We start from the raw sequence: 13,516 nt of genomic DNA on the forward strand, positions 1-13,516 counted from the left end.
CTAGGAAGCTAGCTGTAGGTTGCTCAAAACACTGTTTTGAGGTTTCAGATGGAAGCTGAGGAGGTTTGAAGAGATTTTCGAAGAGTATAAATTTGTTGAGCGTGTAGCTAATACGTATCAAGTCTGGTAGATTGAGAAAACTTGACAAAAAATTAGATAGTGCTAGAATAACATTAACGAAAGACATTTGAGGGCAGAAAGATTCCTGTCACACCTTGCAAAAGGGTATCTGAGATTCTGGGTACACCGACCAGCCAAAGGGTCCGTTATTTCAAAGGAGGGGCTTAAATGCTCCTTTTTTATTTAAAAATTTCAAAATAGATTACACTCACCGCAGGCTTAGGCTTGCGTTTTTTTGTTTGACAAAATTAAAAAAATGTGTAATAATAAGTAGAATTGAAAACAGGAAAACTCACCTCCTTTCGATTCGTCTAGCCTTTTCGTGAGGCAATGAGGGGGCGGAGAGACGCGCTCGTCAACAGAAGTATCTCATTGGAAATGTTGCTCACTTTTTAGTGAGCTTTTTATCTAGGGAATAGAAATGAAAAGCAAAAAGTTAAAATTAGGTCAAATTGATTTAAAAATGTGCAAGGATTACGACCTTATTCAAGCGATGGACTATGACTTTAAGACGAAGGAAGTAATGAATAAAGGAAGGGGATTTGCGGTAACTGTTGTCAAAATACAGGGGCTAACTTTCTTGATTCCATTTAGAAGTTACATTCCTAAAAAGTATCAATTGAAGTATAAGCTTAGAAATTCAGCAAAAGAAGGATATGTTGAAGGATTAGATATTGGTAAAACATTGATTTTAGAAGATAAAAGTTATTTACTAAATACCACTTTTCGCCTTCGGAAAGTCGAAGATTATTATAAAGTAATGGATAATGATAAAGCTATAATCAATAAGTTAGTGAAAGCTATTATAGACTATAACCGTGCTTTAGAAATGAACGATAGAAACAAACTTGAAGATCCTAAACGCTTTAAATTCTCAACATTCCAGAATTATTCTACTAGATTAAGAGTCATAACAGAAAAAGACTATTTAGAATAGATAATGTTTCCGCAGGCTTAGGCTTGTGTTTTTTTATAGTAGATTGAAATAAGATTTGAACAAATTGATTAGGAAAGTCAAATTAATTTCTAGCAATGTTTTAGTAGTCGCAGTGTACTGTTCTAGTTCCAATTCACTCTATTCTTCAAAAAATCCCGATTTTATGGGGTTTTAATTCTGATAAAATCCGATAATTTCGGCATGATAAGGTGAGGTAGTTATTGTCTTAATGCTCAGTTACATTCTGGAAATCGCTAGAATTTTTTCAAAAAAGCCCGTAATAGTTGAATTATCTAAACTTTAACAGTATAATTAAGCTAGTAGCTTCATCAGGAGGTTCTATGCTACAATATAGTGGGTGGCACGGTACCACCAATAAAAGGAAAGAAAAAATTCTATCTGCTGGGTTTTCTTATGAGAAATATAAACCTGGTATTCATAAACAGAGACATCCGAACGACTTGGGTAATGGTATTTACTTTTTTCTACCTTTTGACAAAGATACTGGTAAAACGATTGCTTCTGCTTATGTCGCAAAGTATAAGTCATTTGAACTAAGCAAACCTGGGGTTAGGCCTGAGTTAATTCATGCTGAAATCACCCTAAAATCTATAGATAAGATTTTTATTTTAGATAACCCAAAAAACCAAAGGTTATTAGAGGAATATCGACAAGCGGCATCTATTCAAATTGAACGTGAGATTGCAGGTATTTCAGGTAGCGGAGCCAAAAATAGAGCTACTCTTCTTAACCAAAATCAAGGATTAATTATTGAGCTGTTGCTTGATTTAGCGTCTCAGCATGGGAAGAATTATGAAGCAGTGCAGTCCAAAACATATACTGCTATTCCATCTTTACCAGTAATTGACGGAAAGAATGGAGAGGAAATTTGTATCCGTGATTTAAATTGTATTACAAACATTTTATAAATAAGGAGGCTTTTATGAGTTTATTGTCAAACTTTTTAGGAACTGAAGAATTTTCTTTGATGGATTCTCCAATGTTCCAAGAATTAGTTGAAAATATTAAGGCCAACAAAATTTATTCAGTAAACAATGAATTTGATTATGATTTGAATATATCAGGAAGTCTTAAAAAATATAAAGATGAAATCCATTTTACTCCTCAATTAAATAATCAAAAAGAGTTTGATGATTTGAATTCTGTAACTAAAGTAAATGCAATGCCTGAATATAATATAAAAAACAAGAAGTCATGTTTTTCATATTTACCAATAGATTCTGAAAACTTAATTACAACAAAAGAAAATAGTGAGGTGGCAGCTTAATGTCCTCTTTACAATTTAAAGATTATTTTTTAAATGAAGTATCATACCGAAGAAATCCTAGTTTTGACCAAACAAATAGTACTATTAATTTACATCCTGAATTGTCTGCACAGATTTTAATAAGAAAATCTGAAAACCTTGCTTATGTTAACTTGATAACAAAGCAAGGAAATATAGATTCAGATGATTCTGCTTTTGAGCTTATTGTAGATATTGTTGGAGAATTTTCATTTATATATGACGAGACAGAATTTGATATTGATTTTGAAACTTTTCTTAAAGAGAATGGTTTAGCAATTCTTTGGTCCTATATTCGGCCTATCGTATCTGATATGATTACTCGGGGTAATGAGTTCCCCAACTTCATATTGCCTGTCGTTAACATTAAAAAAATGCTTGAAGACAAAGATTCTATCAAGTTAACATACGAATAAAAACAGTGTATGTATTTTTCAAAGCTCCAATGAAATACTTTCACATTTAAAAGGTATTCGGAGAACTATAAATCAAAATTGTGATAAAAATAAATAGGATCAAAGAGTTTTGTATGATAGTAGTTGCAATTTAAACTCTACCTTCTTCAAGACTCAGCTATCAATGAAAATCACCAGAAGGGCAGTATTTTAACGGCTCTTCTGGTGGTTTTTGAATTGTTTGGTTAGTGTGAGATATGAATAATTTGGAACTTAATACTCTTTGAAAATCTCTTCAAACCACGTCAGCTTCCATCTGCAACCTCAAAACAGTGTTTTGAGCAATCTGTAGCTAGCTTCCTAGTTTGCTCTTTGATTTTCATTGAGTACAAAAACAAGAACACCTTGCTTGGCGCAGGGTGTTTCGCGTGAAACAGAAGAATTGGATAAGATGCATGATACCAAGCTTAGTTCATAACATTTGATTTATAAAACAAAAAAGAGTATAATAACTTATGCCAGTCTAAAATATGCATAAATATTTTAGGGGGGGCTTTTTATTTGTCCTTCCATTATATATTAACCGATAATTATCGGAAAAGGAGCAAAATGATATATGTTTTATAAAGGTAATGAAGATAGAGAAAAACGCTTGCGGTTTTCGATTCGTAAGGTTAGTTTTGGAGCTGCTAGTGTTGCAGTAGCAGCCTTGTTCATGTTTCCAGGAAATGGGACAGTGTCTGCCACAGAGCCAAGTGTGACTCTTAATGCTTCCGAAAAGGAAATTTTAAACCTTCCATCTGATGAAACAAAAGATAAGAACTATCAGAATGGAGTTAATGCAAAGGATATTGTAACTACAAACCATGAGGGAGCAGTTGGAAATAGTACTGCTACAGAATCAAAATCTACGGAAGTAGAAATTCTGAACAAGGAATCTTTAACAAAATTAATTGAAGAGATCGATGGGAAATTCACTAACGGGAAATATGCTTCTAAAACAGAAGATAGTGTACAACAATTAAAAGTAGCTTTAGAAGAAGCAAGAACAGTTTTAAGCAATGCAAAAACACAAGAAGAGTTAACTAGGGCCTACAATAAGCTTGTTACAGCAACTACACAGCTAAAGACAAAACCAGAAGAGAAAAAAGAAGCACCAGCAGTTGATACGACAAATGGAAAAGCTACTGTAGGTATTAAAGCAACGAATACTGAAAAAACTACAGAAACTAATTCAATTGCACACTCAGGTTCTAGAGATGAACGTAATGGAAAAGCGTTGAATACAAATAACCCATTCCGTACAGATGCAACTACTACAAATGATGACCCGTCTGCGAATCAAACGTATACAGCTCCAGCTGAGAATGCGGATTTAGGAACTTTAGTGGAGAAACTAAAAGGGTTAGACTCTACAGTTGAAAATAACACAAAACTTTCACAAAATATGGATAGTTTAGGTGATAGTAAGAAAGTAGCAAAAGGTGCTGTAAAAGAAATTACCGAGTTCGGAGGCTGGAAAGCAGTAGATGGTGGTAAATTTGTCATTGCTAGAAAAACTGAAGCAGGAGTTTATCCTTTAGAAACAATTAATTCAACTTTAAATGACACTGTTTGGTTGCAAGAACAAGCATTGGATAGAAGAACAGAGTATACTTTACTACTTTCAAAGAGTATAACCAGAGCAAATCAAAAAGAAGCAGCTTGGGATAGTAGTGTATATAGACCAACTGGAGTAGCTAGTGGAGTTACCAAGAATGTTGCTGGATATAACGGGATTGAAAAAACATTTACAGCTTATTCAACTTTATATGGTTCAGATGTAGTAGTTAAGTTTAAACCTGGTTATGTTGGAGATAGTGATGGTTTTAAAGCTAACTATAAAGTTCAAGTCTATAGTATTACAGGAAATCAAGAGAAATTAGTATATGAAACAACTTTTGATCCTTCAAAAGATGCAAATGATGACAAAAAAATTGTTACAAAAGCAACGGATGGAAAAAATAAAGTCTCAATTAGAATTTCTAAAACACCAAATAGAACTACAATAGATGGTGGAGTAGATCATACTAAACGTGTAGATTTTATTGAAAAAAGTGCAGCAGAAAAGTTAATGGCGCAACCTGGAAATAAACCAAATGGAGCGGCTGGGACATTTACTAGTAAGCCTATTGCATTACCTAAAGGTGCAGATCATTATAAAGTTAGAATTTCTTTAGCAGATCAAAATCGTACAGGAATGAGTTATCAAGCATGGGATGAAAAATATTCATTACCTGTTACGGGATTAGATTTTTCGATTGCTCAAGATACAAGTAATGTAGCGAAAAATCTTTTACAAAGAATTTACGATAAGTTAAAAGCAACTGAAACAGCAGATACAGATGGAAAGACAAATGAAACAAAAGCTGCGTATTTAGCAGAATTAGAAAATATTAAGACACTTGTAACGAGTACGGATGTTAAGAAGACAGCAGAATATAAAGAAGCTTTAGAGTCCACTTTGTCGAAACAATTGGCATTAAGAGTTGATAAAACAGGTTTAACAGAGTCAAAAACTTTACTTGATGGTTTAGTGAACGAAGATCCAACACCAGGGAAGACTCAAGATACTGCTACTGCTTATAATGCAGCAAAACAAGAAGCTATTAAAGTGATTGAAGCAGCAAAAACAGTTATTGATAATGAAAATGCAACTGTAGCAGAGGTTAGAGATGCTTTAGCAACAGTAAATGCCAAAAAAACAGCTTTACAAAAAGCTAAGGATGGATTAATAGAAGCAGCCACAGCAGACGAAAAAGCTAAATTAAAAGCAGATTCTGAAGCATTGAAAAAAGCAGATACAACAGGTAAAACACCAAATAGTATTGATAAATATAATGAAGAGTTTAAAAAGTTTGAACAAGATTACAATTCGATAAAAACAGAAGTATCTAATATTATAGCTAAAGGGAATAATGCAACTAAAGCAGAGGTTGATACGGCATTAAGCAAGGTAGCCGAAATAAAAAGAAAATTAGATACAGCTGCAGGATTGTTAGTTAATAAAGGAAACAAAACAGAGTTAGAAAAAGCAGTAAGAGAAGAATCTACTGTTAAAGGAAACTTTAAATATTATAATGCAAACAAAAACAATAAGAATGCGTATGATTCAGCGATTACGAAGGGGAAAGATGTAATTAATAATCCAAATGCGACGCAAGCCCAAGTAGATGCAGCCTTAACAGCCATCACAGAAGCTAAACAAGCATTAAATGGAGCACTAACTGATAAAGAACAATTGATAAACACCACTGACGCATTAAATAATTTAATTTTAGAAGATTCGACAAAAGGAAAAACCAAAGCGACGATTGATGAGTATAAAAAAGTACAAGAAGAATCAGAGAAAGTTTTAAAAGAAGTTAAAAAAGTTATTGATAATAAAAATGCTTCACAAATTGAAGTTAACAAAGCCTTAGAACTAGCAATTCAGGCAAAAGATGCTTTAGAAATTGCGAAAAAATCATTACTTGATGCTGTAGAAGCTAGAGAAGTAGTTGAAACGACAGCAAATGAAAAAATTGCAAGTATCAAAGCAGATAAAAAACTTTTTGATGAAGAAAAGCAAAAAGCACTTGATACAGTTGAAGCCTTAAAAGAAAAAGCATTAGAAGCAATCAACAACTCCACAAAACAATCAGACCTTGATAAAGCACTCAGAACCTTCTTATACCAAGTTGATCAAGATGCACTTGTAGCTGATCTTCCAGAATTAAAACTAGAAGATGCCCTGAAAGCTTTAATCAATGGAGTAGTGAAAGTTGAACGCGGTACAGCCCTTTCCCAAGCAGATGTGTTAGCGAAATTAGATTTACCAGAAGAAATCTCAGTCATCAAGATGGTATTGCCTGATACGAATACTGTCGGTACTAAAGTTGCTACAGTGACATTAAGATTAGCGGATGGAAGCGTACAAAAACTTGAAGTTCCAGTTGAAGTGATTTCACCAAAAAATCAAAATATCATACCTCCATATAATGGAGGAAACGATGGACCTTCTGCTGATAACGGAACGACTAACACTGACGCAAAAGTGAATAAATCTAAGTTAGAAAGTGCTATTCATCAGCTAGATGAGCTAATCATCCAAGAATCAGCTAAGCTTGATGCAGAAACTGCAAAAGAAGCGAATGCATTATCAGCAGATGCTAAGAAAGTATTTGCTAACGTAGACGCAAGTCAAGCAGAAGTAGATACAATGGTGAAACGTATTGAAGACTTCATGGCTAAAGTTTCTCCAGCAGCTGACCATGTAACTCCAGCTGAGGATCAAGCATCTCAAACACCAGCTGTAGCTCCAGCTACTACTCAAGCAGCAGCTAATGCTAGCCAAGAAGCAGCAACAAACGTGCGTAAAGCATCTAAAGAATTGCCAAATACAGGTACAGCAGATTCTACTGTAGCTATGGTAGCAGCTGCCGCAAGTGCCTTACTTGGTCTTGGTCTTGCAGGCCGTCGTCGTAAAGAAGACGAAGAAGCTTAATTGGTAGATTGTTTGATAATTATCAGATGATAAGTCCGATTTTCAAAGCTGAAACAAGTACCTCTCATAAGAAAATCTCCTAGTAGGAAAGCCTGCTAGGAGATTTTTGCATGTCAGGAAGTGGACGGCAAACTATAACCGTTCAATAACGAGGTATATTGAAAAATTTTCAGACTCGAGAACTCACTGATAGTTACTAAGCTGGAGATTTCTTATTTGCACTTTTTGTAGGGAGTCAGTCTCGGAGAAATCAGACACTATAATGAACTGAGTCTGGACTAGTACAATATCGCTTCTAAAACATTGTTATAAATTGATTTGGCCTTGCCTTATACTCAATGAAAATCAACGAGCAAACTAGGAAGCTAACCGCAGGTTGCTCAAAACACTGTTTTGAGGTTGCAGATGGAAGCTGACGTAGTTTGAAGAGATTTTCGAAGAGTATTAGCTTTCTAAAAAAGTTGAGAAAAGTAGTACCTTTATTTTTAGACAGAGCTCATGATGAGTTTTGAGAAAAAACGTTAAAAAGAGAAAAACGCCTATGGTCAAAAGTCTAAGGAACTTGATAATAGGCTTTTTTTAAAAAAATAGTGGGCTTCATTGCTCCTAAAATTTTGTTTGAGAGACTAGCACAGGATAACAGAGTGACGCCATCACTGGGCTAATAGAGATAAAATAAACAATTGATTTAGGACATTTGTTTGATAGTGGTGATAAAGTTTTAAATCCGCTACATAATTTGTGGAGTTTTTTCTATAATTAGGAGTTTAACCTCATCTGCAAATAGGAGTATACTAATAATGTAATCGTTATCAAAAGTCTAAAAAGGAATTTTTAGATGGATATCAAAATAAAAAGGGAGGAAATTATGAATAAGTTTTCAAAAACCTTGAGAGACAACTGGATCTTTCTCTTGATGGTTTTGCCAGGGGCACTCTGGTTGATTCTATTCTTCTACATTCCAGTATTTGGGAACGTGGTTGCCTTCAAAGACTACCACATGACCAGTAATGGTTTCATAGATAGTATCATAAATAGTAAATGGGTCGGACTCGATAATTTCAGATTCTTATTTAGTTCAAGAGACGCCTTTATTATCACACGAAATACGGTCCTCTACAATCTTGGCTTTATCTTTCTAGGTTTAGTTGTATCTGTAGGGATTGCCATTATCCTCAGCGAGCTCCGTTCCAAGAGAATGGTGAAGATTTTCCAAACTTCTATGTTGTTCCCTTACTTCTTGTCTTGGGTTATCATCAGTTTCTTTACAGATGCCTTCCTAAATATTGATAAAGGGGTGTTCAATCATTTATTGGAAAGTCTTGGTCTCAAAGAAGTCAACTTCTATGCTGATTTGGGAATTTGGCCCTATCTCCTACTTTTCTTAGGTATTTGGAAAGGTTTTGGATATAGCAGTGTCATGTACTATGCGACAATCATGGGAATTGATCCAACCTACTACGAAGCAGCGACAGTGGACGGGGCCAGCAAATGGCAGCGCATTCGCAATGTCACCATTCCGCAGTTGACACCGCTGGTAACTGTATTGACCATCCTTGCAGTCGGAAATATCTTCCGTGCAGACTTCGGTCTTTTCTACCAAATCCCTCACAATGCTGGTCAGCTTTATAACGTAACCAATGTCTTGGACGTATATGTATATAATGGATTGACCCAGACAGCAGATATCGGGATGGCTTCAGCAGCAGGTCTCTACCAATCAGTAGTCGGATTGATTCTGGTGGTTCTATCAAACTTACTTGCAAGACGAGTTGATCCAAACTCAGCTTTGTTCTAGAAAGGAGGAGAATATGGCAGAAAAGAAAATTAAAAAAGAAAAAATTGATAATGTCGGCATTCACTCCTTCAGTAAGAAAGCAGATATCTTCTTCAGTACCATTTCGGGTTTGATTGCCCTCTCTTGTATCCTACCCTTCGTATTCGTTATCATTATTTCAGTGACGGACGAGAAAAGCCTCCTCCAATACGGCTACAGCTTCTTCCCATCCCAATTTGGATTAGACGGTTTTGAGTTTTTGGCACAGTTTAAGGATAAAATCTTACAAGCCCTCTTCATTTCTGTCTTTGTAACCGTAGTTGGGACATTTACAAATGTCTTTATCACAACAACCTATGCCTACGCTATTTCACGGACAACCTTTAAGTATCGCAGATTTTTTACCATCTTCGTTCTGCTCAGTATGTTGTTCAATGCTGGTTTGGTACCAGGTTATATCATGGTGACCCGTGTGCTTCAGCTTGGTGACACTGTTTGGGCCTTGATTGTTCCAATGCTTCTCTCACCCTTTAACATCATCTTGATGCGTTCCTTCTTCAAGAAGACCATTCCAGAAGCCATTCTCGAATCGGCTCGTATCGATGGTGCTAGTGAGGCTCGGATTTTTTTCCAAATCTGTTTGCCATTGTCACTACCAGGTATCGCAACCATCACGCTTTTGACAGCTCTTGGTTTCTGGAATGACTGGTTCAACGCCCTTCTTTACATCAAGAGTGACAACTTGTATCCATTGCAATATTTGCTCATGCAAATCCAACAAAATATGGACTATATTGCCAAAGCGGTCGGCTTGACTGGTCAACTGGGAGTTGCTCTACCGAAAGAAACAGGTCGTATGGCCATGGTTGTGGTTGCAACCCTTCCAATCGCGATTTTGTATCCATTCTTCCAACGCTACTTTGTAAAAGGTTTGACTATCGGTGGTGTGAAAGAATAGTGCTTGTTGAGAAAAAACATTTCTCAGTTCCCAACTTCCCTTGTGTGAAGTTAATACTCTTCGAAAATCTCTTCAAACCGCGTCAACGTCGCCTTGCCGTATAGATGTTACTGACTCCGTCAGTTCTATCTGCAACCTCANNATTTTCATTGAGTATAAGATCATTACATTGTTTATAAGTTTAAAAATAAAAAAAGGAGTTTTTATCATGAAAAACTGGAAAAAATATGCTTTTGCATCTGCTAGTGTAGTCGCTTTGGCTGCAGGTCTTGCTGCTTGTGGAAACTTGACAGGTAACAGCAAAAAAGCTGCTGATTCAGGTGACAAACCTGTTATCAAAATGTACCAAATCGGTGACAAACCAGACAACTTGGATGAATTGTTAGCAAATGCCAACAAAATTATCGAAGAAAAAGTTGGTGCCAAATTGGATATCCAATACCTTGGCTGGGGTGACTATGGTAAGAAAATGTCAGTTATCACATCATCTGGTGAAAACTATGATATTGCCTTTGCAGATAACTATATTGTAAATGCTCAAAAAGGTGCTTATGCTGACTTGACAGAATTGTACAAAAAAGAAGGTAAAGACCTTTACAAAGCACTTGACCCAGCCTACATCAAGGGTAATACTGTAAACGGTAAAATTTACGCTGTTCCAGTTGCAGCCAACGTTGCATCATCTCAAAACTTTGCCTTCAACGGAACTCTCCTTGCCAAATATGGTATCGATATTTCAGGTGTTACTTCTTACGAAACTCTTGAGCCAGTCTTGAAACAAATTAAAGAAAAAGCTCCAGACGTAGTACCATTTGCAGCTACTAAGAACTTCATCCCTTCTGAGAACTTTGACTATCCAGTAGCAAACGGGCTTCCATTCGTTATTGACCTTGAAGGTGATACTACTAAAGTTGTAAACCGTTACGAAGTGCCTCGTTTCAAAGAACACTTAAAGACTCTTCACAAATTCTATGAAGCTGGCTACATTCCAAAAGACGTCGCAACAAGTGACACTACATTTGACCTTCAACAAGATACTTGGTTCGTTCGTGAAGAGACAGTAGGACCAGCTGACTACGGTAACAGCTTGCTCTCACGCGTTGCTAACAAAGACATCCAAATCAAACCAATCACAAACTTTATTAAGAAAAACCAAACAACACAAGTTGCTAACTTTGTCATTTCAAACAACTCTAAGAACAAAGAAAAATCAATGGAAATCTTGAACCTCTTGAATACGAACCCAGAACTTTTGAACGGCCTTGTTTACGGTCCAGAAGGCAAGAACTGGGAAAAAATTGAAGGTAAAGAAAACCGTGTTCGCGTTCTTGATGGCTACAAAGGAAACACTCACATGAGTGGATGGAACACTGGTAACAACTGGATTCTCTACATCAATGAAAACGTTACAGACCAACAAATTGAAGATTCTAAGAAAGAATTGGCTGAAGCTAAAGAATCTCCAGCGCTTGGATTTATCTTTAACACTGACAATGTGAAATCTGAAATCTCAGCTATTTCTAACACAATGCAACAATTTGATACAGCTATCAACACTGGTACTGTAGACCCAGACAAAGCGATTCCAGAATTGATGGAAAAATTGAAATCTGAAGGTGCCTACGAAAAAGTATTGAACGAAATGCAAAAACAATACGATGAATTCTTGAAAAACAAAAAATAATCAGCTAAATTGATTTCGTGTATTCATTCCTAACTCCTAAAATAAGAATCACTGCTTTCCTCAGGTTGGTCTGAGGAGGGCAGTGATTTTTTGAAAGTTGTTGAAGCCATGTATGCTGAGGAAATGTATAAAGACTACCAAACCTAATTTATTTCAGGTTGTTATAAATACCATCTAAATATGAGTGAATTTCTTGTCGTATAGATTGTAAAGAATGATTTCTAGCTGTATCAATGACACCGAATATTCTGTAATGACTACGGAAAAGTTTATCATAATCAATGTAACTTCCTATGATGATAATGTTGGCAAATTCAGAACGGAGTTGTATATCTTCTATATAAGAATACATTGTATCTGAAGATAAGAACATTGATTTTATGATAAAATAGGTAGTAGTGTTATAGGAATAGATGATACGCCTAGAAGCTATAATTCTCGTTTTTGTTGATAAGTTTTCTTTAATATAAGAATTGATGTCACTTGTGATGATATATCCTAATAATGAAAAATGTAGAATTTGAATTGTATCCATATTTCTCCTCTGGCTCTATCATATCAAAAACATCCGATAGAAGATGTCGAAATCTTAGATTGTATAACTGTTAGCATGAAATGTTGAAAAATAACCATTTATGATAACTCAGATACCTTTTAAGATTTTTTCCATCATAGGATACTAGTTTTGATATGATATAGGAGAGTAAGGAGGAAAAATATGCAAGAATATATTTTAAGCCAAGGCAGAGCAGTTGTTAAAGTGCCTCATTCTAAGGTTTACTATGTGACAACACATCCTACGAAGGCACATGCTGTTATTTTTATTACAGCTGATGGAGTATTTGAGAAGTATATGAGCCTAGCTAGAGTTGAGGAAATGAGTCTGGGGAAATTGTTCAGGTGTCATAGAAAGTTTCTTGTTAACTTATCCAAAGTAATAGGATTGAAGTATGAAACGAAGACCATTTTATTTATGGATGAAAGAGTATCGGATATTATCTGCTCTAGAAGATATTTTAAAACTGTAAAAGAAAGATGGTTAAATACTAAAGGAGACGAGAAATGAATATCTTTATATTAGAGGATGATTTTATACAGCAGACTAGGATGGAAAATCTGGTGTATGATATTTTAGAGAAGAATTGTTGGGAAGTAAAGCACTGTGGTGTTTATGGTAAACCAAATCAATTGTTAGAAGATATGATGGAACGTGGAGGTCATCAACTTTTCTTTTTGGATATTGAAATTAAAAACGATGTTAGAAAAGGGTTAGATATTGCTTTGGAAATCAGAGATAGAGATCCAAATGCAGTCATTGTTTTTGTAACAACTCATTCAGAATTTATGCCTGTTAGTTTTCAATATCAAGTATCAGCTTTAGATTTTATTGATAAGGAATTACCTGAAAGTGCTTTTAGGGAACGTGTGGAAAAAGCAATCGCTTATGTTCACAAGAATAAACATCAACTAATGACTGAAGATTCTTTTGTGTTTACAAATTCTAAAGCACTCGTTCAGGTTCCGTTTTCGGATTTGCTTTATATAGAAACGTCAATGATTCCTCATAAGCTAGTTCTTTATTCTATGAGAGAAAGAATAGAGTTTTATGGTAAAATTTCTGATATATTGAAGCAAGAACCAAGATTGGTTCAGTGTCATCGCTCTTTTATTGTGAATCCTTATAATATCTCTTCAATAGATAAGGAAGAAAAACTAGTCTATTTGAAGAACGGGTCAAGTTGCCTAGTATCTAGGTTAAAAATGAGGGCATTGCTGAATATAGTTAAAGATTTACATGATAGTAAGGAGTAGTA

The 13,516-nt window shown here is 35.3% G+C and carries 11 protein-coding genes; 10 read left to right on the top strand and 1 reads right to left on the bottom strand.

Annotation, left to right across the window (positions count from 1 at the left end; translation table 11 throughout):
• Nucleotides 1-541 precede the first annotated feature (541 nt).
• The 8 genes from HT698_RS06040 to HT698_RS06075 all read left to right on the top strand — a co-directional run bounded on the left by HT698_RS06040 (nucleotide 542) and on the right by HT698_RS06075 (nucleotide 11,702).
• A complete protein-coding gene (locus tag HT698_RS06040; protein WP_050242789.1) occupies nucleotides 542-1,057 on the top strand; it encodes a hypothetical protein in 516 nt (171 codons plus the stop codon).
• Nucleotides 1,058-1,398: 341 nt separating this feature from the next.
• The gene (locus tag HT698_RS06045) at nucleotides 1,399-1,986 is read left to right on the top strand and encodes a hypothetical protein (RefSeq protein ID WP_173220124.1); all 588 of its coding nucleotides are present in this window, start codon (nucleotides 1,399-1,401) and stop codon (nucleotides 1,984-1,986) included.
• Nucleotides 1,987-2,000: 14 nt separating this feature from the next.
• On the top strand, nucleotides 2,001-2,345 hold the full coding sequence (locus tag HT698_RS06050) for a hypothetical protein (RefSeq protein ID WP_050252545.1): 345 nt from the start codon (nucleotides 2,001-2,003) through the stop codon (nucleotides 2,343-2,345).
• Nucleotides 2,345-2,779 (top strand): protein-export chaperone SecB, encoded by a 435-nt coding sequence (locus HT698_RS06055; protein WP_023937337.1) that lies wholly within the window; start codon nucleotides 2,345-2,347, stop codon nucleotides 2,777-2,779. The genes HT698_RS06050 and HT698_RS06055 overlap by 1 nt, the downstream gene beginning before the upstream one ends.
• Nucleotides 2,780-3,374: 595 nt before the next feature.
• Nucleotides 3,375-7,283, top strand: coding sequence for a YSIRK-type signal peptide-containing protein (locus HT698_RS06060; protein WP_173220086.1), 3,909 nt, complete (start codon nucleotides 3,375-3,377; stop codon nucleotides 7,281-7,283).
• Nucleotides 7,284-8,151: 868 nt separating this feature from the next.
• Nucleotides 8,152-9,081, top strand: a complete 930-nt coding sequence (locus tag HT698_RS06065; RefSeq protein WP_007284784.1) for a sugar ABC transporter permease — start codon at nucleotides 8,152-8,154, stop codon at nucleotides 9,079-9,081.
• Nucleotides 9,082-9,094: 13 nt separating this feature from the next.
• On the top strand, nucleotides 9,095-10,018 hold the full coding sequence (locus HT698_RS06070) for a carbohydrate ABC transporter permease (RefSeq protein WP_000818350.1): 924 nt from the start codon (nucleotides 9,095-9,097) through the stop codon (nucleotides 10,016-10,018).
• 208 nt (nucleotides 10,019-10,226) lie between these two features.
• Entirely contained in the window at nucleotides 10,227-11,702 is a 1,476-nt protein-coding gene (locus HT698_RS06075; protein ID WP_173220083.1) for an ABC transporter substrate-binding protein, read from the top strand.
• A 148-nt stretch (nucleotides 11,703-11,850) separates the two neighbouring features.
• Here HT698_RS06075 and HT698_RS10325 read toward each other — a convergent pair whose 3' ends face one another.
• On the bottom strand, nucleotides 11,851-12,237 hold the full coding sequence (locus HT698_RS10325; protein ID WP_240147152.1) for a hypothetical protein: 387 nt from the start codon (nucleotides 12,235-12,237) through the stop codon (nucleotides 11,851-11,853).
• Nucleotides 12,238-12,420: 183 nt separating this feature from the next.
• Between HT698_RS10325 and HT698_RS06085 the strand changes: the two genes are divergently transcribed.
• Together HT698_RS06085 and HT698_RS06090 are read left to right on the top strand one after the other, a co-directional pair.
• On the top strand, nucleotides 12,421-12,768 hold the full coding sequence (locus HT698_RS06085) for a LytTR family DNA-binding domain-containing protein (RefSeq protein ID WP_112444768.1): 348 nt from the start codon (nucleotides 12,421-12,423) through the stop codon (nucleotides 12,766-12,768).
• A complete protein-coding gene (locus HT698_RS06090) occupies nucleotides 12,765-13,514 on the top strand; it encodes a response regulator transcription factor (protein ID WP_112444770.1) in 750 nt (249 codons plus the stop codon). Before HT698_RS06085 ends, HT698_RS06090 begins: the two co-directional genes overlap by 4 nt.
• Nucleotides 13,515-13,516 lie beyond the last annotated feature (2 nt).

It is taken from the genome of Streptococcus sp. 3109 (assembly GCF_013276905.1).
Lineage (GTDB): Bacteria > Bacillota > Bacilli > Lactobacillales > Streptococcaceae > Streptococcus.